This is a genomic window from Bradyrhizobium sp. F1.4.3 (assembly GCF_040548375.1).
Classification (GTDB): domain Bacteria; phylum Pseudomonadota; class Alphaproteobacteria; order Rhizobiales; family Xanthobacteraceae; genus Bradyrhizobium.
Window position 1 is genome coordinate 26,531 of sequence record NZ_JBEPRN010000025.1, and the last position, 21,433, is coordinate 47,963.

Here is a 21,433-nt window from a genome sequence, read left to right on the forward strand (position 1 = left end):
GAAATGAAGATGGGTAACCTGTTGGCCGTATAAATTATGGAACTCGATCGAATCGACCGCAAAATCCTCTCGATTTTGCAGGAGGATGGGCGAATCGCCAATGTCGAGCTCGCCGAGCGCATCGGCTTGTCGCCGACCTCGATCGGCGAGCGGCTGAAGCGCTTGCAGCGCGAGGGTTTCGTCGAGGGCTATGGTGCGAGGCTCAATCCGCACCGGCTCGGTCTTGGCCTGTTGGTGTTCGTCGAGGTGCTGCTCGACAAGACCACGCCGGACAATTTCGAACGCTTCGCGCGCGCGGTAAAGCTCGCGCCTGAAGTGCTGGAGTGTCACATGGTTGCCGGCGGCTTCGACTATCTCGTGAAGGCGCGGCTTGCCGACATGACCGCGTATCGGCGCTTCCTCGGCGAGACCTTGCTGTCGATGCCGGGCGTGCGTGAGACGCGGACCTATGCGGTGATGGAGGAGATCAAGCGCGACGCACCGTTGCCGGTGGGCTGACGAAGTGCGGTCGCGATTGTCATTGCTGTGGCGTTGATCGGCGATCTCTACGGGCAAATAGCCTTCCGTGCGCAATCGCAACGCCTGTCGTCGAATGCACTGATCGTCTTCTAAATTTTCTTGACCCCGCTCCCGGATCAATCCGGGAGGCAGCAAAGGCTGGCGGGCTTATACTTTGAGGTTCTCTGCGGACGTCTTGCCCCGGTTTGCGATCTCTTCATACTCAACCGTCTGGCCCTCGTTGAGGGAGGACAGACCGGCTTTCTGCACTGCCGAGATATGCACGAACACATCCTTGCCGCCCGACGCAGGCTGGATAAATCCATAACCCTTCGTCGGATTGAACCACTTGACCGTACCTTTAGCCATCACGTCTTCTCCGCGGGTCTTCCTCCGAGATCTCGAACCGCCAGTCCCCGCCAACCGGCCGGTTCGGTCCTAACAGGATACGCGGAATGTGGCGGGCTTGGTAGATCAAACCATATCGGCAACTCGCGGAAAATCGCTCAACTTCGCGGCGTTTTTACCGGTTTTGCCCGTTTCGCGGTCAATTGGATCGCGCGCGTCCCCTCATCCATCAATAAGTCGCGGCCAGATAATCGACGATCTTGCCGACATCGGCATCGTCGATCGGTGCGCCGTAGACCTTGATCATCTTGGTCACCTCGGCCTGCCAGAAGCCCTTCTTGTCTTTCATCGGCGGCTGCGTGTTGATGTAATCGGCCGAGTGGCAGGCGCTGCAATTGCTCTGCACGACCTCGAGATTGGGGCCGGGCTTGAACGCGGCGACCTCGTCCGGGACCTGGTAGTTGACGGGTGCCGCGGTCACGGTGCCGAAGCCTGCGGCGAGGCCGAGCGTGATGGCGAGGAGAACGGTGCGCTGCATGATAATTCTCCTTTAGGCCACGCTGACGCGGACGGTCTCGACGACGTTGCGCAAATAGCCCGCCGGATTCCAGCGCGGCTGGTCCGGCTGCGTCTCGCCGGAATTGCTGGTGGCGCGCACCTTGAGCTCGTGGCTACCTGCCGCGAGCTTCACCGGCAGCTTCCATTCGCGGAAGGAGTATTTGCCGAGATCCTTGCCGAGCTTGGCGTTGGTCCAGGTCTTGCCGCCGTCGGTGGAGACCGAAACCTCCTTGATGCCCTCGCCGCCGTCGAAGGCGATGCCGCGCAACGTCGTCCCTCCCGCCTTGAGCTTCGCACCATCAGGCACGCTGGTGATGAAAGAGCGGATGGTAAAGCGGTTGATCGGGATCGTGGCCTTCGGCGCAGTGCCTGGCTCGATCGCATTGTTCGGCGTGTCCGGAATCCGATAGGCCGACTTCATCCAGAAGCCGTCATAGACATTGTCGATGACGGTGATCTCGTTGAGGTGCTTGACCCAGTAGGTGCCGTAATAGCCGGGCACGATCAGGCGCAGCGGAAAGCCGTTGAGGAACGGCAGATCCTCGCCGTTCATGCCATAGGCCAGCATCACCTCGCCGTCGGTGGCGTGGTCGAAGTCCAGCGCTTTGGCGAAATCAGGCGTCTTGTCGCTGACCGGGCCGTCCATGCCGCCAAAGACGACCTGCTTGGCGCCGGCCTGCACGCCCGCCATCTCGAGTACCGCCTTCAGCGGCACGCCGCGCCAGCGCGCGTTGCCCATCGCACCGTTGGCGAGTTGGCCGCCGGCGACGCGCGGCTCTACGAGGCCGCGGCTGTTGCCGGAGCATTGGTTGACGGCGACGATCTCGGTCGCCTTCATCTTCCTGATGTCCTTCAGCGACAGCTTGAGCGGCTTGTCGACCTTGCCCTTGACCTCGAGCGTGAACTTGTCGGGATCGAGATTGTAGGGCAGGTCCGACAGGTGATAGCGCACGAAGAACGCGTTATTCGGCGTGATCGGGCCGTCGTTGAACACCGCAAACGGTGTTTCCAGCTGCGGCGGCCGGCTGGTCAGGCCGATCATCGGCCGCTTCTGCGGATATTTCACCAGCGGTCGTTCGCCATTGGCGAAGGGCAGGGTGACGGTGTCCAGTGCCAGTGCTTTGGTTGAGTTCAAGGTGGCCGCAACAACGGCAAGTCCCGCTCCTTTGAGCAGGTCGCGTCGATCAAACATGTAGTCTCCTCCCGGAGCTTTTCGTTGGCTAGCGGTCATCACCGCGAACCCACGCCCATCTGTCGCAACGACTCGGATGAAGTCAATTCGTGCTTTCGCAGCAGGCTCATGCCGTTGCGTTGCAACAACGCGGTGTTGCGCCGTGATTTTTAATTTGGTTGAATCAATCTGGCCGCGGGCTCGCTGCACCTCTCCCGCTTGCGGGAGAGGTCGGCGCAATGCGCCGGGTGAGGGCTTTCTCCGCGTGGGGATTGTCCCGTTGCGGAGACACCCTCTCCCCAACCCTCTCCCGCAAGCGGGAGAGGGAGCGCACTTCCCGCGTGGCTCGCGCCCTATGCCGCGACGCGCTCGCCACCTCCGATGAGCGCCGACAACTGCCTCGTATCTGCGACGACGCGCACGACCATGGGCTCGTCGCGGCCGCGGATCGCGACCTCCTGCTGCGGCAGCGCATCGTCGCGAAGGCCGGCGGTGCGGCGGACCTCCTCCGAGACGATCGCCTCGCAGGCGAGCGTCTTGGTCATGTCCTGGAGGCGTGCGGCGACATTGACGGCATCGCCGAGTGCGGTGAAGACGATGTGGTCGCGATAGCCGATGTCGCCGATGATGACCTCGCCGCCGTGGACGCCGATGCCGAAGCGGATCGGCTGGCGCAGATCGTGGCTCAGCAGCTCATTGAGCTCGTCCACATGGGTGGCGATGGCGGCAACGGCCTTCAGCGCCTGCCGGCAGGCCGTCTGCGGATCGCTCGTGAGGCCGAACAGCGCCAGCATGCCGTCGCCAACGAACTGGTTCGGCTGGCCGCCATTTTCGATCACGGCTTGCGAGACCGCGCCAAGGAAGCGGTTGACGATGAAGACGGTGTCGAATGGCAGCCGCTTCTCGGCGAGTTGCGTCGAGCCGCGCATGTCCACGAACAGACTGACGAGATAGCGCTCCTGGCCGATTCTAGCAGGCGCCGAAGCATGCGCATTCGCCGACAGCATCTGTGGCATGAAAAGCTGGAAGAAGGATAGGTCAGAGCTCGGCCGCAGCTGGCAGGCGAGGCGAATCGAGGGATCGGCGGTACCGACGCGGGCAAGCACGAAGGCCTCGCGCTGCGACGGTTCGGGCAGGGTGGCGTGGTCGCCAATGATGCGGATGCGGCAGGTCGAGCAGCGGGCGCGGCCGCCGCAGACGCTGGCATGCGGCACGTTATGGCGCAGGCTCGCCTCCAGCACGGAGAGACCCTTGGGTACGCGCAACGTCTTGCCGTTGCCGTAGGACAGCGCAATCATGCCGCCACGCCGCTCGCGCCAGCCGCGCACGCCGCGCGCGAGCAGCACCAGCCCGAGCAGGCCGATGTAACCCATGGTGAGTCCGCCGATGATGCGGTCGAGCGTATCGGCTTCCGCCACCGTGCCGACCTGGCGCTGCGTGAAATTATGCGTACGCCACTCCCCGTCGTCGCTGTCGGCGGCGACGCTGCGGCCGCCCTGGTAGACGCCGAGCAGCGCTAGCGTCGGGATCAGCACGGCGGCCGACAGCAGGAACGGCGCCGCGCGCGTGAAGAACGCCTTCAGGCGAAGCCAGAAATAGACGCCGATGCAGCCGTGCACCCAGGCGATGATCAGCAGGATCGTCATGGTCCAGATGCGGTTCGACGCGACGAAGAACAGATAGAGCTCCTGCGGATAGAGCTTTTCATGCCCGTACAGCGTCAGGCCGAGCCTCACGCCGATCACATGCGCCATGACGAGGGCGGGGATGCTCAATCCCAGCACGAGTTGCAGCGGCTCGATCGTCCGCCAGCGGAACTGCCGGCGCTGATACATCGCATACACGCCGAGCCCCATATGGGTGAGCGCGGCGCCGTAGAACACGATCGAAACCGGCCGGAACTGCCAGAACGTCGTATGGTAATAGACCCCAACCTGCATGGCATCGACGGAGATGTTGCCGAGCGCATGGTTCAGAAAATGGCTAACCACATAGGCGAACAGGATGACGCCGCAGATCAGCCGCACCTGGCGCGCGCTGGTGCCGCGGACAAGTTCGGACAATCGTGAAAGGGCGGTGGCGGCCATGATTCGGTTGTACCAGTTCATCAAGGAGAACAGCCAGCGGAGAGTTAAATTCCGCCTGTGAGCGGCCCGTCCGATCACATACGCGGCAAGCCGCCACGCTCCGGCGTCGTCCCGGACAAGCGCGCCTTAAGCGCGCGCAGATCCGGGACCCATAGCCCCAGGAGTAGTTTGGCGAAGACTCGGGGTTATCAGCTCGCGCCACAACCGCTCCCTGTGGTTATGGGTCCCGGGTCCGCGCTTCGCTTGTCCGGGACGACATGGAAATGCGTGGCAATATCCCCCACATTGACTCCCCCTTCCAAGTCGGGGAAAAGCGCGGGCGTGACGACCGCTCCCGACATCACCGTGAAGCCCGACGGCGCCGCGCGCCGGCCCCTCGTCATGGCGGCGCTCGTCATGGCGGCGCTCGTCATCGCCGCGATGACCGTGCTGCGCATCGTCTATGCTTCCACGATCGAGCTGCGCACCGACGAGGCCTATTATTGGACCTGGTCGAAGGAGGCGGCGCTGAGCTTCCTCGATCATCCGCCGATGATTGCCTGGTTCATCCGCTTCGGTACCGCGATCTTCGGCGACACCACGCTCGGTGTCCGCTTTGGCGGCATCGTCGCGATGCTGGTGACGCAGTTCCTGCTCGCCGACATCGTCCGCCGCCTCACCCATGACGCGCGCGCGGTCGTGCTCGCGGTGCTGATGCCGGAGGCCGCGCTCTATTACGGCCTGCTCATGGCCAAGGTCGCCCCCGACGTCGCCATGATCCCGTTTGCGGTTGCGATGATGTGGTCGCTGGTGCGGCTTGCGCTGAGCGGCGAGGGCCGCTGGTGGCTCGCGGCCGGGCTGTTCGCCGGTCTGTCACTGCTGTCGAAATTCACCGCGATCATGTTTGTACCCGCGGTCGCCGCCTTTCTGCTGGTGCCGGATTGGCGCTGGCGCTGGCTGCGCAGCCCCTATCCTTATCTCGCCGTGCTGATCGCGATCGCCGTGTTCTCGCCGGTCCTGATCTGGAACGCGCAGCACGACTGGGCCTCGTTCCGTTTCCAGGGCGTGCGCGCCACCGCCAATTACGGCATCTCGCTGCGTACCATCGGCGACTATATCGGCTTGCAGTTCGGCCTCGTCGGCTTCGTCATGCTCCCGGTGGTGCTGTCGGGGTTGGCGATGACGGCGTGGCACGGCTATCGCACGCGCGAGCCGGTCGCGATTTTGCTCTCGACCGCGGTCCTGGTGCCGTTCCTCTATTTCTTTGCGAAATCGCTGACGCTGAGGGTCGGCGACACCTGGCCGATGTTCATGTGGCCGATCGGCTTCGCCGCCGCCGCGGTCAATCTCGCGACGCTGCCTGGGGACGGCTGGTCGGCGCGGATGATCCGGTCGAGCTTCTTCTGCGTCAACACGGCGATCGTTTCGGGGATCGCTTTCGTCGTTATCGTATTCCTCTACTACGTCGCTGCGCCCTGGAATTTTCTCGGCAAGATGGATCCGATCGGCGCCGAGGCCGGCTACGATCAGGTCGCGGCGCGCGCGCAAGCCGCGCTCGATGAGACCGGCGCGACCTGGATCGCGACCACGGACTATCGTACTTACGCCATGCTGCGCTGGCTATTCCGCGGCCGCGTACCTGTCATCGAGATCAACGAGCGCGGCCGCTTCCAGGCCTTCCGCGATCCCGGCATGGATGGGATCAAGGGACACGCCGGCATTTATGTTGGGCGTCAGCCGGACGATCATTCCCCGCTGTGGGATTCGATCCCGGCCAAGCGCGAGCCGCTGGCGCAAGTCGAACGTCGCTGGCGCGGCGTCCTGATCGACACCTATGCGCTGGACAAGCTCACCGGCTGGACCCCGGAGCTGTCGCCGCCAAAGGACTCGCCGCTGTTCCAGTGGCGGGTGCTGGCCTTGGGAATCACTCCTCGTCCTCTTTCTTCCGCAGCAGATCCGTCGCCAGATCTGACAGCTTCGGCTGCGGCAGCGCCGCGAACGGCAGCGGCCTTGTGACGTCGATCGCGGCCAGACCCAGCCGCGCCGTCAGCAGTCCGTTCAGCATGCCTTCGCCGAGGCGTTGCGACAGCTTTGCCGCGATGCCGTGTCCGAGCATCTGCTGCACCAGGCTGTCGCTCGCGGCCATGCCGCCGGTGATGGCGAGGTGAGCGATGACGTGGCGAAGCAGGCGGACCATGCCGAGCGCGCCGGGCCGACCGCCGTAGAGCCGGGCGAGCTGGCGGATCAGGCGGAGCGAGGCCACGAATACGAACATCACGTCGATCAGCGCGCGCGGCGAAACCGCTGTCACGATCGAGACCCGCTGTGCGGCAACCGACACCAGCCGCCGTGCCTCGGTATCCAGAGGCGACATCAATTCCCGTTCGGCGAGCCGGATCATATCCGCGCCGTCGATGATCTCGCCGGCGTGGCTCTCCAGCGTGGCGCGGGCGCGCGCGAGCTGCGGGTTCTGGTGCGCGATCTTGACCAGGTCCTGCACGATGGCGCGGCTCTCCTTGCGGTCGTCGCTGGCGAGCACCGCGGCCGCGCGCTGATGCAGCTTCTCGATGGTCGCGAGCCGTGCGAGGCCAAGGACTTCACGCCCGACCACCACCGCGAGCGCGAGCGTGGTGACGAACGCAAGAGCCAGCCCGACAAAGCCGAGGCTCTCGCTGCGCGCGAACAGATCCTCGATCAGATGGACGACGCCAAGCCCGGTGCCGAGCAGCGTCAACCCGGCGACGCCGGACCAGAACAGCGCGCCCCAGGGAAAGCCGCGCCGCACCGGGACGGGCGCCTCGATCGGCATCGGCAGCGTCGACGGATCGGGCTCCGGCGTGATCTGGATGGTGCCGCGACTGATCCGCGCGGTCTCGTCAGCTTCGGTGACGACGACGCCGGGATCGTCCAGCCGGAACGTCGCCGGCGGCCGCTGCTGGGATCGGTCGTTCATGACAATCTGTCTCCGATCAGGAACTGCAAGGCACGGTCGAGGCGGATGTGAGGCAGCGCGGGCTCTTCCGCGCCCTCGCGTTCGAGCTTTGGCGGCCGGAAGCGCAGAAAGCGAAAGTCGCTCTTCTCGGCTGCCGCCGTCGACAGCCCACGGAACGCGTCGCTGCCGTTGAACAGCGCCTCCGGATCCAATGGCAGATCGCCCGGAAACGTCGCAACCTCCGTGTTGCCGTCAAAGAACTCACCGCCTGCGCTTTCGCCCGCCGCGGGCGTTCCCAGGATCGACGGTAATTTGTCGCGGCCGTGCGCGACCTGGGCCTCGCGCGTGGCGCGCACGGCGGCGAGCGCCACCACGTCGATCTCCGCACCGGTGTCTTCCGCGCGCGTCACGGCACGAGCCACCGCCCGGCGCAGCACGGCCTCGAGCCGGTCGTGACTGGAATGATGCAGATGGTCCGCCTTGGTCGCCGCAAACAGGATGCGGTCGATGCGCGGCCGGAACAGGTTGGAGAGGAATGTGCTGCGGCCCATGCGGAAGCAATCCAGAATGCCGGCAAGCGCGGCTTCGAGGTCGTGCAGGGCCTCTGGTCCTGAGTTGAATGCGGCGAGCGCGTCCGCCAGCACGATCTGGCGATCGAGCCGCGCAAAATGGTCGCGGAAGAACGGGCGCACCACGACGTCCTTGTAGGCCTCGTAGCGGCGGACCATCATCGCCCAGAGCGAGCCGTCCGGTGCCTGCCCGCCCGTAGGCACGTCGAGCGGCGCAAAAGTCAGCGCCGGCGTGTCGGCGAGACTGCCGGGCATCAGGAAGCGGCCGGGCGGCAGCAGGCTCATGGCGAAGCGCTCGTCACGGCAGGCACGCAAATAGCCGGTGAAGAGTTTTGCGGCGACAAGCGTCGCCTGCTCGTCCTCGCGCGCTTCGGGCTTGAGTGCTGAAAGATGCGCGTGCCACTCGGCAGCCAGATGGGCGCGCGGTGCTTCGCGCGAGAGCGCCAGGCTCTCCGCCGACCATTGCTCATAGCTCTTCTGGAGCAGCGGCAGGTCGAGCAGCCATTCGCCGGGATAGTCGACGATGTCGAGTGTCAATGTGCGGTCGGCGCCGTTCTGGCGCTGATAGTCGATGACGAGGCGCAGCTCGCTGATGTCCACGGTCGAGCTCGGCCAGCGCCGCTCCTCGATCAGCGCCCGCAGATGGCTTTCATAGGCGAAGCGCGGCACGGCGTCGTCAGGCTGCGGTGCCAGATTGGTGCGTGCGATCCGGCCCGAGGCATGGGCCTCGAACACCGGAAACCGCCCGCCCCGGGTCAGCCCATGGATCAACGCGGTGATGAACACGGTCTTGCCGGCCCGCGACAGGCCGGTGACGCCAAGTCGTACCGTCGGGTTGAAGAAGTGCTCGCCATAGTCGATCAGCGCCCGGGCCGACAGGCGCGCCTCCTCGACCATATCCTGGAAACTGAATGCCATGTGAACGAGAGGGGTCTCGGGCGAGCGGGCGGGCCAAATAGGCAAAACGTACTAGTCACAAAAGTGGCAACTGCCTGACGAAAATCAAGCTTCATACTTCCACCGCGTTCCTGGGCGAAGCAGCCCTTGAACGCCACGTTAACTGCGAAAGACCAATATTGGACCTCTATCGCGCTTTCGGACCGCCATGCCTGTCTTCACGCTGAAACAGTTCGCCTCCAACTCCGTCCATGCCGCGGCCGACGCGTTCCGGTGGAACTACGATCGCGCCGAGATTATCGCCGACGGTATCGTCCATGCCATCGGTGTGTTGTCCGGTATCATTGCCGCGACCGTTCTGGTGGTGCTCGCGGCGATCTATGCCGACGCGATCGACGTCGTCGGCGTCTCGATCTATGTCGCCGGTCTGCTGTCGATGCTGGTGTTGTCGGCGACCTATAATCTCTGGCCGGTGTCGCCGGTCAAATGGCTGCTGCGGCGGTTCGACCATTCCGCGATCTATCTCCTGATCGCTGCGACCTACACGCCGTTCATCCTGGAGCTGAAGGACAGCGTGTTCGCGCTGGCGCTGCTCTTCTGCGTCTGGTGCGTGGCGATCGTCGGTATCGTGCTGAAGCTTCGCTATCCCGGCCGGTTCGACCGTGTCGCCGTCGGCATTTATCTCGCCATGGGCTGGAGCGGCATGATGCTCTATGATTCCGTGGTCAAGGCGTTGCCTGCGATGGCGCTGGGCCTGGTGCTTGCGGGCGGTGCGCTCTACAGCCTCGGCGTGATCTTCCACGCCTGGCGGCGGCTGCGCTTCCAGAACGCGATCTGGCACGGCTTTGTCTTGGCGGGTGCGGCGTGCCACTATACCGCGGTGCTCGACCTCGTGTTGAGCTGAGCAAGGTCCGCGAAGCGGTATAAGACAAGCGAAACTTACAAGAAAAAGAGGAGACGTCGCATGCAGGTGACCGGCAAGGTCGTGGTCGTCACGGGCGGCGCCAATGGCATCGGCAAGGCGCTGTGCGAGGCCTTTCACAAGGCCGGCGCGGCCAAGGTCGTGGTCGCCGACATGGAGGCGGCCGGCGCGCGAGCGGTGGCTGCCACGGTGGACGGCGCGGCCTTCAAATGCGACGTCGCGCAGGAAAAGGACGTCACCCACGTCATCGAGGAGACCGAGCGGCAGTTCGGGCCCATCGATCTGTTCTGCTCCAACGCCGGCATCGGCGGCGGCTTCGATCCGATGTCGGTGAATGCCGGCGGCGCCTCGGACGAGCCTTGGCAGCGCAGCTGGGCGATCCACGTCATGGCCCATGTCTATGCCGCGCGGCATCTCGTCCCCCGCATGAAGGCGCGCGGCGGCGGCTATTTCCTCAACACGATCTCGGCGGCAGGCCTGTTGTCGCAGGTCGGCAGCCCGGCTTATTCCACCACCAAGCACGCCGCAGTCGGCTTTGCCGAAAATCTCGCGATCTCGCACAAGGCTCATAACATCCGCGTCTCGATCCTCTGCCCGCAGGGCGTCGACACCAACATGCTGCGCGCGATCCCCAAGGGCCCGCAATCCGGCGACGGCGATCTCACGCCGGAGCAGGTGGCGAACGACGTGCTCGCCGGCCTCGATCAGGAGGCCTTCCTGATCCTGCCGCACCCGCAGGTGCTCGGCTATATGCGCAAGAAGACCGAGAATTACGACCGCTGGATCGGCGGCATGGCCAAGATCCAGGCCAAGATGCGGGACGAGTTCGGGAAGTAGGGAAGGTACGTTCGAGGTACGGCCTTCGCCGGGACGACGCTGGTGGCTACGCCGCCGATCGCGCCTCATCTTCCGCACGGCTCTGCCGCAGCGCCCGCGCATAAAGCATCATCCCCTCCCGCACCGTGCGCTGCTCGGCCTCCGTCAACGCCGCCAGCGCGCCGGCGACCTGCTGCCGGCCGAACGCATGCAGCGCCTCCAGCGTGCGCCGTCCCTTCGCCGTCAGTGACAGCAGCTTGCTGCGCGCATCGGCCTCATCCGGCGTCTCCCGCAACTCGCCGCAATCGATCAACTTGCGCACCATGCGGCTGACGCTGGATTTCTCCAGGCGCAGGAAATCGCCGAGCTCGCCCGAAGTCATTGGACCGCGGATGCCGATCTCCAGGATGGTGTGGACGGCCGATGCCGGATAGTCCGTGGCCGCCACCGTGGCGTCCATGAAGCCGAGCTCGCGCACCATCAGCCGCGACGCGGCGCGAATGTCGTCGATCAGCGCAAGCTTGGCCATCTTGACTCCCGGCATATAGTTGTACCATACAACTATATGCGCGCAACGACGCGTGCAAGCGTTTTGGAGTGGCCCATGAGCGGAACTTTGCCGGCCGGCGAGCGGATGAGGGGCAAGGTCTGCCTGGTGACGGGCGGCGGCAGCGGCATCGGTCGCGCCACCGCGCTACGGATGGCGTCCGAGGGCGCGGAAGCGATTGTGGTTGCGGGCCGGCGCGAGGCCGAGATCGAGGCTGCGGCGGCTGCGTGCCGGGAACTCGGTGCGGAAGCCATCCCGATCAAGACTGACATCACGCGAGAGGACGACGTCAAACGCATGGTGTGTACGGCCATCGAGCGTTGCGGCCGGCTCGACGTCGCCTTCAACAATGCCGGATTCCAGGAGCGGCGCGCGCCGCTGGAAGAGCAGGGCCTGGATATCTACGACAGCGTGTTCGATACCAATGTCCGCGCGCTGTTCCTGTGCCTGCGCCATCAACTGCCGGCGATGCTCGCGCAGGGGCGCGGCAGCATCGTCGTCAATGCTTCCGTGAGCGGCGTGCGCAATCCCAATCCCGGCTTCTCGCTCTATTCGGCCTCGAAAGCGGCCGCGATCTCGCTGACACGCTCAGCCGCGATGGAGAATGCCCCGCGCGGCATCCGCATCAACGCGATCGCCCCCGGCCGCGTCGTCACCGACATGATGCTGCGTGCCGGCGTCGGCGATATCGCGACCGTCAGTGCCGGCCTGCCGCTACGGCGGATGGGCAATCCAGAGGAGGTGGCTGAGGCGGTGGTGTGGCTGTTGTCCGACGCGTCGTCATACGTCGTCGGGCACGTGCTGGCGGCGGATGGGGGATTCTTGGCGTCGTAGTTTTGCTTGCAGCGTTCGCCAAAAACTCGGTGTCGTCCCGGCGAAGGCCGGGAACCCATAACCCCAGGGAGAAGTTTGGCGAAGATTGGTTGTTCGGGATTAGCACGGCGCACAATCGATAGATCACGCGGTATGGGTCCCGGCCTTCGCCGGGACGACATCGTCAATGCTTCTGCCCGTACAACACCGGCACCGCGGAATCTACAACCACCTCCACAAGGCTCGCTCCATCGAACGCCATCCCGCGGTTCAGCGCCTCACCCAGCTCCGCAGCTTTCGTCACCCGCACCGCATGGCAACCCATGCCTTCGGCGAGCCGGACGAAATCGATCCCCGGTAGCTCCAGCCCTGGCACGTTGCGCACCTGCATCACCTGGCTGAACGAGCGCATCGCGCCGTAGCCGGAATTGTTGATGACGACGATGGTGAGCGGCAGTTTTCGTTGCGCGGCGGTCCACAGCGCCTGGATCGAGTACATCGCCGAGCCGTCGCCGATCAGGCAGACGGTGCGTCGCTTGGGCTTGCCGAGCGCCATGCCGACCGCGGCGGGCAATGAGTAGCCGAGGCCGCCGCTCGCCATGGTGTAAAAGCTGTCCTGGCCGCGCATCGGCATGAATTTTTGCATCGCCGGCCGGTGTGATGGCACTTCCTCGACGAGTGACGCGCCATCCGGCATCGCCTGCGACAGTGAATGCAGCAGGAATTCGACCGGCAGCGGATCGGCGGCTTGCGGTGCCGGCGGCAGCGTGCGGCCTTTTGGTGTTGAACGTTTGCTCTCCGGCAATAGGTCGAGCAGCAGGCTAAGCGCCGGCTTCATCGTCGCGACGATGCTGGTGCCGACGGGCGTCACGGCCGCCGCATCGGGATCATCGGTGATCTGAAAAATCGTCGCGCCACGGTCGAAGATCGCGGCATGGCCCTCGACATGGAAGGTAAACACCGGCGCACCGACCACGACGACGACATCATGCTCGCGCAGCGCGTCGGACAGTTGCGCGGGCGAGGCGTGCAGGAAGCCGGCAAATTGCGGGTGGCGTTCCGGGAAGGAGCAGCGCGCCGAGAACGGGCTGACCCAGACCGACGCCTTCGCCTTCTCGGCGACGCGCACCATCAGGTCAACCGCGCCGGCGCGGTCGACACCAGGGCCGACCACAAGGGCGGGGTGCTTGCTCGCGCCGAGTGCGGCGACCAGCGCCTTCATCGCATCCAGCTCGGGCCCGATCTCGCGGCTGACCTTGCGCGCCTCGACCGGTGCCGTCGCATGGGCCCAGTCATCAATCGGGATCGACACGAAGGTCGGCCCGCACGGCGGCTGCATCGCGGTGTAATAGGCGCGCGCGATCGCGGCCGGCACGTCCTCGGGCCGCGCCGGCTCGACGCTGTACTTGACGTAAGGCCGCGGAAACTCAGAGGCGCGCTCGGCATAGAGGAACGCCTGCAACGGCAGGATCGAGCGTGCCTGCTGGCCCGCGGTGATCACCAGCGGCGTCTGGTTGCGATGCGCGGTGTAGATGTTGCCGAGCGCGTTGCCGACGCCGGCCGCCGAATGCAGATTGACGAAGCCGGCATTGCGCGTCGCCTGCGCGTAGCCATCGGCCATCCCCACCGCGCTCGCTTCCTGAAGCGCCAGTACATAGTCGATGTCGTCGGGCCAGTCGCTGAGGAACGGCAGCTCGGTCGAGCCGGGGTTGCCGAAGACCTTCTTGATGCCGAAAGAGCGCAGCAGGTCGAGGGTCGCCTGCTTGACGGTGACGGATTTGCTGCCGGTTTTGCCGTTCTTGGACATGGTCTCCGTCCCCGTTGTTTATTGACGCTATCAGCCCCACCCGTCATTGCGAGGAGCCCTTGCGACGAAGCAATCCAGACTGTCGCCGTAGAGGGATTCTGGATTGCTTCGCTGCGCTCGCAATGACGAGGAGGAAGCAGCGGTGGCCTACCACACCGCCGTGCCCTTCATCGTCGGCTGACCCTCCGCATTCGCGGTCCACAGCTCCATGCTCTCGCCGCTATCATTGGCGTTGACGGAAAACTCGGAGCCCTCGAACAGCGGCTGGAGGCCGCGATACGTGAACTTCTCTGGCGGCTTGCCGCCGCGGAGCTTCGCCGCCATCTCGACGATGAATGCCGCCTGCAACGGGCCGTGGAAGATCAGTCCCGGATAACCCTCGACCTTGGTGACGTAGTCGCGGTCGTAATGAATGCGGTGGCCGTTGAAGGTCAGCGCCGAGTAGCGGAATAGCAGCACGGGATCGGAGACATGGGTCTCGCGATGCTGCGCCTTGGGCGGCGGAGGCGGGGCCTTTGCCGTCGTGGGCGTGCTGGTCGTCATCTCGCGATAGACGATGTCCTGCCGCTCGCGGATGGCTGTGCCGCGCGGCGAGGAGATGCTGTGCTCGACCGAGACGAAGCACAGTGTGCCGGTCGAGCCGGTCTTCACCTGCACATCGGCAATGCGCGACGTCCGGGTAGACTCGTCACCAACTCGTAGCGGCTCGAGAAATTCGATCTCGCCGCCGGCCCACATCCGGCGCGGCAGCGGCACCGGCGGCAGGAAGCCGCCGCGGGTCGGGTGGCCGTCGGGGCCGAGCATCGCCATCGGAAACACCGGCTGCGCCAGGCACCAATGCACCGTGAACGGCGCGGCGTCGCCCCTTTTGGGCTCGCCGACCTCCTGGAACAGCGTCGCGCGCAAACCCATGACGAGATGCGCGGTGACGGTGTCGGTCGCCTCCGTGCTGCGGCCGATCCATTGCCGCAAATGATCGATGTCGAGCTTCTCGGTCATGACGCCTCGCTCTGTTATTTCTTGGATTGGGGACGGTCGCCAATGGCGGGCACCGCGCCGTAGGCACGCGTCTCGCCGACGATGATCGGCGCCGGTGCGGGATAGCTGACGCGGCCGTTCGGAGTGTCGACCTCGATGCGGCGCAGATGCGGGTGGTTGGTGAGGTCGGCCATGGTGTTGACCTCGGCAAAGGCGATGTCGGCGTCGGAGAGGCGCTTGAGCAGCTCGTCGCGCGTCATCTTAGCGAAGGCGTCTGCGACCGCCTTATCGGTGAAATCGCGATTGCGCACGCGCTCGACCATGTTGGCGACGCGCGGATCGGTCGGAAGGCTCGGCTGGTCCAGCACCTCGGCGCAGAGCGTCTTCCATTCGCGCTCGCTCTGGATCGAGATCAGGATGTCCTTGCCGTCACTGGACGTGAACACGCCATAGGGCGCGATCGAGGGATGACGAAGGCCCATGCGCTTGGGCGGATTGCCAGCCTCGGAATTGAGCAGCGGCACCGTGCACCAGTCCGCCATCACGTCGAACATGGAGATGCGGATGTCCGCGCCCTTGCCGGTACGGCCGCGCGCGATGAGTGCTTCGAGAATTGCCGCATGCGCCGTCGCGCCGGTCGCGACGTCGACGATCGACATGCCGACGCGCGAGGCGCCGTCGGGATTTCCGGTGATCGAGGCCAACCCGCTCTCGGCCTGGATCAGTAAATCATAGGCCTTGCGGTGGGCGTAGGGGCCCTCGTCGCCATAGCCGGTGATCGTGCAGGAGATCAGCTTTGGATAATCCATCAGGAGCCGTTCGCGCGAAAAACCGAGCTTGTCCATCGAGCCCGGCTTGAGGTTCTGCACCAGCACGTCGGCGCTTGCGATCAGCTTCTCAAGCTCTGCGCGCCCCTCCTTGGTGGTGAGATCGACCACCGCGGATTGTTTGCCGCGGTTGAGCCAGACGAAATAGCTGCTCTGGCCCCTGGCCGCCGCGTCATAGCCGCGGGCGAAATCGCCCTCGGGCCGCTCGATCTTGATCACCTCCGCGCCCGCATCCGCCAGGCGCGACGAACAGAACGGTGCGGCGACCGCCTGCTCGACCGCGATCACCCTGATCCCGTCCAATGCTCCCATGATGCGACCTCAGTACGAGCGGGGCATGCCGAGCACGTGCTCGGCGATGAAGGACAGCACCAGATTGGTCGAGATCGGCGCCACCTGATAGAGCCGCGTCTCGCGGAACTTGCGCTCGACGTCGTATTCCTCGGCGAAGCCGAAGCCGCCGTGGGTCTGGACGCAGGCGTTTGCTGCTTCCCAGGACGCATCCGCCGCCAGCATTTTTGCCATGTTGGCCTCCGCGCCGCAGTCAAGCCCGGCTTCGTATTTCCGCGTCGCTTCCTTCACCATCAGCTCGGCCGCACGCATCGCAGCGTAAGCCTTGGCGATCGGGAACTGGATGCCCTGGTTCTGGCCGATTGGCCGTCCGAACACCGCGCGTTCCTTGGCGTAGTTCGTGGCCTTCGCGATGAACCATTTGGCGTCGCCGACGCATTCGGCCGCGATCAGGATGCGCTCGGCATTCATGCCGGAGAGGATGTAGCGAAATCCCTTGCCTTCCTCGCCGATCAAATTCTCCGCCGGCACTTTCATGTCGGTAAAGAACACTTCGGTGGTGGCGTGGTTCATCATGGTGCGAATTGGACGGATCTCGAGGCCTTTATTCTTGGCCTCGCGCATGTCGACGATGAACACCGAGAGACCGTCGGTGCGCTTCTTGACCTCGTCCTTCGGCGTCGTGCGCGCCAGCAGGAGCATCAGGTCGGAATGCTCTGCGCGGCTGGTCCAGATCTTCTGGCCGTTGACGATGTAGCCGGCATTGCCGTCCTTGCGCGCAAAGGTCTTGAGCGAGGTCGTGTCGGTGCCGCTGGTAGGTTCGGTGACGCCGAATGCCTGAAGCCGCAATTCGCCGCTCGCGACTTTCGGCAGATACTTTGCCTTCTGCTCGTCACTGCCGTGCCGCAGCACGGTGCCCATCGTGTACATCTGGGCATGACAGCCGCCGCCGTTGCAGCCGGCGCGCTGGATCTCTTCGAGGATCGCCGCCGCAGCCGAGAGCTTCAGGCCCGCGCCGCCATATTCCTCGGGGATCAGCACCGAGAGATAGCCGGCCTGCGTCAGCGCGTCGACGAAGGCCTTGGGATAGGCCATCTCGCGATCGAGCTTGCGCCAGTATTCGCCGGGAAACTGCGCGCAGAGCTTTGCCACGGCTTCGCGGATGTCGGCGTGATCTTCGGTGTGGTGGTCGTCACTCATGGCGTTTCCCGTTGGGTGCGGCGGTTAAGATAACGCCGGCCAATCCTCTTGCGTTGTGAAAACAACGCCATCCCCCTATGCTCATTTGCTATAGCGTATGGAGTAGCCTTCCAGGATTGGCAAGCATGGATTTCCGGCAGCTCAGGACCTTCAGTTGCGTGGCGGAGCTCGGCAGCCTCTCCAAGGCATCCGACACGCTGCGCGTCGCGCAGCCGGCGCTCAGCCGGCAAATCAAGCTGCTGGAACACGAGCTGCGCGTCGAGCTGTTCACCCGCAACGGCCGCGGCATGGTGCTCACGGACGCCGGCCGGCTCTTGCTGGCGCGCACCTCGGGCATCGTTAGGCAGATCGACCAGATCCGCGACGACATCCAGTCGGCCGAGGGCCCGCCGTCGGGCCAGGTCGTGCTCGGCCTGGTTCCGACCGTGAGCTGCGTGCTGTCGGCGCGCTTTGCGCGGCGCTGCGTCGAAAAGTTTCCCGGCATCTCGCTGCGCATCGTCGAGAGCTACAGCGGCCATCTCGTCGAATGGCTGCATCGTGGTGAGATGGATCTCGCCATTCTCTACGGTCGCTCGGCCGATTTGCATCTCAATGTGGAGAGCCTCGGCCGTGATAACATCGTCGCGGTCGGTCCGCGCGGCTGCGGACTGGCGCGCAAGAAGAGCGTTGAGATCGGCTGGCTGTTGCGGCAACGGCTGGTGTTGCCCAGTCATTCGCACGGCCTCCGCGCGCTGATCGAGCACGCAGCTGCCCAACGCAAGATCAAGCTCAACGTCCAGCTCGAGGCGGATTCGTTCCGCGTGCTGACGAGCCTCGTCGAGGAAGGGCTTGGCTTTGCGCTCTTGCCGCCTTCGTCGGTCCATGGCGAGGTCGCGGACGGGCGGCTGGAAACCGCTGTTGTCTCCAGGCCGATGACACGCGAGCTCATTTTCGCCTCTCCGATCGACCGCCCGGCCTCGACGGCCTCGCTCGCCATCACCGCCCTCCTGCGCGACGAAGTCGCCGCCTGCCGCAAGGAAGGCCTGTGGGAGATCAAGTTGAGTTAGATGTGCTCGTGTCCTAGAACAGTCGCGCGCCATCTTGCCTTCGCATCTGGCGCGACCTGTCATGCCGAAATTTTATAGCTGACGTGTCGCCGCGCTTGCCGATGCGGCCGCGACGCGCTTGCGCATCCAAGACCTCGTCATTGCGAGCGCAGCGAAGCAATCCAGAATCCCTCAGCGGTGAAAGTCTGGATTGCTTCGTCGCAAGAGCTCCTCGCAATGACGGAGGGTAGGGCCTACCCCGGTATCCTTACCGGCAGCGACTCATATCCCTTGATGAAGCTCGAATAGATCCGCTTCGGCTCGCCGACCACCTCGATGCGGTCGAACCGCTTCAGCATCTCCTCCCAGACGATCCGCAGCTGCAATTCGGCGAGCCGCATGCCGACGCAGCGGTGGATGCCGAAGCCGAAGGAGAGATGCGTGCGCGGCCGCGCTCGGTCGATGATGAACTCGTTGGGACGGTCGATCATCTCTTCGTCGCGGTTGCCCGAGACGTACCACATCACGACGCGGTCGCCCTTCTTGATGTGCTTGCCGCCGATCTCGGTGTCCTGGAGCGCGGTCCGCCGCATATGCGCGAGCGGGGTCTGCCAGCGGATCACCTCCGGCACCATGGTGTCGATCAGCTCCGGATTGGCGCGCAGCTTGTCGTATTGCTCGGGATTCTCGTTCAGCGCCAGCACCGAGCCGGTCATGGTGTTGCGGGTGGTGTCGTTGCCGCCGACGATGAGCAGGATGATGTTGCCCATGAGGTTGTCGGGGTCCATGAAGCGCGTGGCGTCGCTATGCGCCATCAGCGACAAGAGATCGTTGCGCGGCGCGGAATTGACGCGTTCGTTCCACAGCTTCGACATATAGGCATAACATTCGTCCATCTCGCGGCGGCGCTGCTCGGCGGATTCGACGATGCCGCTCTTGGGCAGCGCGGTCGAGACGTCCGACCAGCGCGTCAGCTTGCGCCGCTCTTCCCACGGGAAGTCGAACAGGGTCGCGAGCATCTGCGTCGTCAGCTCGATCGAAACGCGCTCGACGAAGTTGAATGTCTCGTTGCGGGGCAGATTGTCCAGCACGGTCTGCGAACGCTGGCGGATCAGCTTGGCCAGCTCGTCCAGATGCGTCGGTGTGAACATCGGCGACACCGTCTTGCGCTGTGACGAATGCCGCGGCTGGTCCATGGCGATGAAGCTCGGCCAGTCATAACCGGGCGGGACGTCGCGGATCGCGATGCCGCCGAGCGTCGAATCGGAGGAGAACAGGCCGTGATTGGTGTCGACGTGCATGATGTCGTTGTATTTCACTACCGACCAGTAGGGCTCGATCGGCGCATTGGTGCAGTAATGCACCGGCTCTTCCCTGCGCAGCCGCTCGAACCACGGCCACAGCGTGTCGTCCTGGAACAGCCGCGGCGCGCCAGGGTGGAATTGTGCGAGCGGCGTCGCATAGGCCTCCTCTCGGGCCCTGCGCACGCGTTCGGCCTTGTCCACTTTAACCGGCGCTTGGATGTTCATGGTGGTTGCTCCAGGTTGTTTGTCTAACCTCTCCCGCTTGCGGGAGAGGCGCAGGCCGCCTTTGGCGGCCGTTCTAAGCGACGCCGAGGCGTGGCCTCGGCTGCGGCGCAGCGCCGGGTGAGGGCTCTTTCCTCTCGGGGGTTCTCGCCCGTGGAAACACCCCACCCCAGCCCTCGCCCGCAAGCGGAAGAGGGGGCGCAGCTTCCTCGTGGACGTAGTTCGAAGTCACTCTAACGCGAACTCACACCGCAATCTTGACCGGCAGTGTTTCCAAACCCTTTACGAAACTCGAATAGACCCGCTTGGGTTCACCGACCACGTCGATATGGTCGAAGCGCTTGAGGATCTCTTCCCAGATAATCTTGAGTTGGAGTTCGGCAAGCCGCAGGCCGACACAGCGGTGGATGCCGAAGCCGAAGGAGAGATGGGTGCGCGGGCGGGCGCGGTCGATGATGAAATCGTAGGGCTTTTCGATCGCCTCCGCATCGCGATTGCCCGAGACGTACCACATCACGACCTTGTCACCCTTCTTGATCTGCTTGCCGCGGAACTCGAAGTCGGCGAGCGCGGTGCGGCGCATATGCGCGAGCGGCGTCTGCCAGCGGATCACCTCGGGAACGAAGCTGTCGAGCAGCGCGGGATTTTCGCGCAGCTTGCGGTACTGTTCCGGGTGCTGGCTCAGCGCGTAGATCGAGCCCGACATGGTGTTGCGGGTGGTGTCGTTGCCGCCGACGATCAGCAGGATGAGATTGCCGAGGAAGTTCCTGGCGTCCATGTCGCGTGTCGCCGCGCCATGCGCCATCATCGACAAGAGGTCGCTCTTCGGCGGCTGCTCGATACGCTCCTTCCAGAGCCGCGCGAAATAGCCCGCGCATTCCGTCAGTTCGGCCTGCCGCTCGTCTTCGGTCGCGACGAGGCCGTCGGGGCCGGGGATGGTGGTGGCGATATCCGACCAGCGCGTCAGCTTGCGCCGATCTTCCCAGGGGAAGTCGAACAGCACGGCGAGCATCTGCGTGGTGAGCTCGATCGAGACGCGGTCGACCCAGTCGAACACTTCGCCGCGGGGCAAATTGTCCAGGCACTCCGCCGAGCGCTGGCGGATGTTGAGCGCGAGATTGTCCAGATGCGTCGGCGTGAACATCGGCGCCACGGTCTTGCGCTGCGCCGCATGGCGCGGCGGATCCATCGAGATGAAACTCTCGCGGCGCAGATCCGGGTCGATGTCACGGATGGTGATGCCGCCAAGCGAAGAGGCCGAGGAGAACACCGAATGATTGGTTTCGATGTCCATGATGTCGTTGTAGCGGGTTACCGACCAGTACGGCCCGAACATCGAGTCCTTGCAGTAGTGCACGGGATCTTCGCGGCGCAGCCGATCGAAATAGGGCCAGAACGTATCGGTCCTGAACAGCTCAGGATCGCCGGGATCGAATTGTGCGAGTGACAATGACGAGGCGCGCTCGCGCAATGCGTCGAGTTTCGCCGTGCTCTCGATCGTCCCGTGCATGACCGTTCTCCCTGAACTGAACCGCGCGATTTTCTTGAATTCTGCGCTGCGGTATTTGGATTGCAATTACAGCCGGTTGTCTGCGTCGGAGCAAGGGAGAGTTTTACCACATCCAACCCTTACGGGCGACGG

At 64.5% G+C, this 21,433-nt stretch carries 19 protein-coding genes; 6 read left to right on the forward strand and 13 right to left on the reverse strand.

Annotated features, from left to right (window positions below; translation table 11 throughout):
• Positions 1-36: 36 nt before the first annotated feature.
• The gene (locus ABIB73_RS35235) at positions 37-498 is read left to right on the forward strand and encodes an Lrp/AsnC ligand binding domain-containing protein (RefSeq protein WP_018643717.1); all 462 of its coding nucleotides are present in this window, start codon (positions 37-39) and stop codon (positions 496-498) included.
• A gap of 168 nt (positions 499-666) precedes the next feature.
• Here ABIB73_RS35235 and ABIB73_RS35240 read toward each other — a convergent pair whose 3' ends face one another.
• The 4 genes from ABIB73_RS35240 to ABIB73_RS35255 all read right to left on the reverse strand — a co-directional run bounded on the left by ABIB73_RS35240 (position 667) and on the right by ABIB73_RS35255 (position 4,662).
• Positions 667-867, reverse strand: a complete 201-nt coding sequence (locus ABIB73_RS35240) for a cold-shock protein (RefSeq protein WP_008134691.1) — start codon at positions 865-867, stop codon at positions 667-669.
• A 208-nt stretch (positions 868-1,075) separates the two neighbouring features.
• Positions 1,076-1,384: a SorB family sulfite dehydrogenase c-type cytochrome subunit gene (gene sorB / locus ABIB73_RS35245; protein WP_354231823.1), complete on the reverse strand. Its 309-nt coding sequence runs from the start codon at positions 1,382-1,384 to the stop codon at positions 1,076-1,078.
• Between the two features lie 12 nt (positions 1,385-1,396).
• The gene (gene sorA, locus ABIB73_RS35250; RefSeq protein ID WP_354231825.1) at positions 1,397-2,596 is read right to left on the reverse strand and encodes a SorA family sulfite dehydrogenase catalytic subunit; all 1,200 of its coding nucleotides are present in this window, start codon (positions 2,594-2,596) and stop codon (positions 1,397-1,399) included.
• Positions 2,597-2,928: 332 nt separating this feature from the next.
• Positions 2,929-4,662: an adenylate/guanylate cyclase domain-containing protein gene (locus tag ABIB73_RS35255; protein ID WP_354231827.1), complete on the reverse strand. Its 1,734-nt coding sequence runs from the start codon at positions 4,660-4,662 to the stop codon at positions 2,929-2,931.
• A 381-nt stretch (positions 4,663-5,043) separates the two neighbouring features.
• Here ABIB73_RS35255 and ABIB73_RS35260 point away from each other — a divergent pair, with 381 nt between their 5' ends.
• The gene (locus ABIB73_RS35260; RefSeq protein ID WP_354231916.1) at positions 5,044-6,657 is read left to right on the forward strand and encodes a glycosyltransferase family 39 protein; all 1,614 of its coding nucleotides are present in this window, start codon (positions 5,044-5,046) and stop codon (positions 6,655-6,657) included.
• Here ABIB73_RS35260 and ABIB73_RS35265 read toward each other — a convergent pair.
• Both ABIB73_RS35265 and ABIB73_RS35270 read right to left on the reverse strand, forming a co-directional pair.
• Positions 6,566-7,594 carry a YcjF family protein gene (locus ABIB73_RS35265; protein ID WP_354231829.1) on the reverse strand — a complete coding sequence of 343 codons (1,029 nt, stop codon included), beginning with the start codon at positions 7,592-7,594 and terminating at the stop codon, positions 6,566-6,568. The two genes, ABIB73_RS35260 and ABIB73_RS35265, sit on opposite strands and share 92 nt — an antisense overlap.
• Positions 7,591-9,060, reverse strand: coding sequence for a YcjX family GTP-binding protein (locus tag ABIB73_RS35270; protein ID WP_354231831.1), 1,470 nt, complete (start codon positions 9,058-9,060; stop codon positions 7,591-7,593). The genes ABIB73_RS35265 and ABIB73_RS35270 overlap by 4 nt, the downstream gene beginning before the upstream one ends.
• Positions 9,061-9,247: 187 nt before the next feature.
• On the opposite strand from ABIB73_RS35270, the gene trhA reads away from it, so the two are divergent.
• Together trhA and ABIB73_RS35280 are read left to right on the forward strand one after the other, a co-directional pair.
• Positions 9,248-9,943 (forward strand): PAQR family membrane homeostasis protein TrhA, encoded by a 696-nt coding sequence (gene trhA / locus ABIB73_RS35275; RefSeq protein ID WP_354231833.1) that lies wholly within the window; start codon positions 9,248-9,250, stop codon positions 9,941-9,943.
• Positions 9,944-10,003: 60 nt separating this feature from the next.
• Positions 10,004-10,798, forward strand: a complete 795-nt coding sequence (locus ABIB73_RS35280) for an SDR family oxidoreductase (protein WP_354231835.1) — start codon at positions 10,004-10,006, stop codon at positions 10,796-10,798.
• Between the two features lie 46 nt (positions 10,799-10,844).
• On the opposite strand, the gene ABIB73_RS35285 is transcribed toward ABIB73_RS35280, so the two are convergent.
• Positions 10,845-11,306 (reverse strand): MarR family winged helix-turn-helix transcriptional regulator, encoded by a 462-nt coding sequence (locus tag ABIB73_RS35285; protein ID WP_354231837.1) that lies wholly within the window; start codon positions 11,304-11,306, stop codon positions 10,845-10,847.
• A gap of 75 nt (positions 11,307-11,381) precedes the next feature.
• On the opposite strand from ABIB73_RS35285, the gene ABIB73_RS35290 reads away from it, so the two are divergent.
• Positions 11,382-12,158: an SDR family NAD(P)-dependent oxidoreductase gene (locus ABIB73_RS35290; protein ID WP_354231839.1), complete on the forward strand. Its 777-nt coding sequence runs from the start codon at positions 11,382-11,384 to the stop codon at positions 12,156-12,158.
• A gap of 163 nt (positions 12,159-12,321) precedes the next feature.
• Here the strand turns inward: ABIB73_RS35290 and mdlC are convergent, their stop codons facing one another.
• From mdlC to ABIB73_RS35310, 4 genes are all read right to left on the reverse strand, one after another.
• A complete protein-coding gene (gene mdlC, locus ABIB73_RS35295; RefSeq protein ID WP_354231841.1) occupies positions 12,322-13,944 on the reverse strand; it encodes a benzoylformate decarboxylase in 1,623 nt (540 codons plus the stop codon).
• 147 nt (positions 13,945-14,091) lie between these two features.
• The gene (locus ABIB73_RS35300; RefSeq protein ID WP_354231843.1) at positions 14,092-14,943 is read right to left on the reverse strand and encodes an HTD2 family dehydratase; all 852 of its coding nucleotides are present in this window, start codon (positions 14,941-14,943) and stop codon (positions 14,092-14,094) included.
• A gap of 14 nt (positions 14,944-14,957) precedes the next feature.
• Entirely contained in the window at positions 14,958-16,061 is a 1,104-nt protein-coding gene (locus ABIB73_RS35305) for a CaiB/BaiF CoA transferase family protein (RefSeq protein ID WP_354231845.1), read from the reverse strand.
• Between the two features lie 9 nt (positions 16,062-16,070).
• Positions 16,071-17,240, reverse strand: a complete 1,170-nt coding sequence (locus ABIB73_RS35310) for an acyl-CoA dehydrogenase family protein (protein ID WP_354231847.1) — start codon at positions 17,238-17,240, stop codon at positions 16,071-16,073.
• Between the two features lie 125 nt (positions 17,241-17,365).
• On the opposite strand from ABIB73_RS35310, the gene ABIB73_RS35315 reads away from it, so the two are divergent.
• The gene (locus ABIB73_RS35315) at positions 17,366-18,286 is read left to right on the forward strand and encodes a LysR substrate-binding domain-containing protein (protein ID WP_354231849.1); all 921 of its coding nucleotides are present in this window, start codon (positions 17,366-17,368) and stop codon (positions 18,284-18,286) included.
• A gap of 233 nt (positions 18,287-18,519) precedes the next feature.
• Here ABIB73_RS35315 and ABIB73_RS35320 read toward each other — a convergent pair whose 3' ends face one another.
• Positions 18,520-19,794: a cytochrome P450 gene (locus ABIB73_RS35320; RefSeq protein WP_354231851.1), complete on the reverse strand. Its 1,275-nt coding sequence runs from the start codon at positions 19,792-19,794 to the stop codon at positions 18,520-18,522.
• Between the two features lie 241 nt (positions 19,795-20,035).
• Positions 20,036-21,301: a cytochrome P450 gene (locus ABIB73_RS35325; protein WP_354231853.1), complete on the reverse strand. Its 1,266-nt coding sequence runs from the start codon at positions 21,299-21,301 to the stop codon at positions 20,036-20,038.
• Positions 21,302-21,433 lie beyond the last annotated feature (132 nt).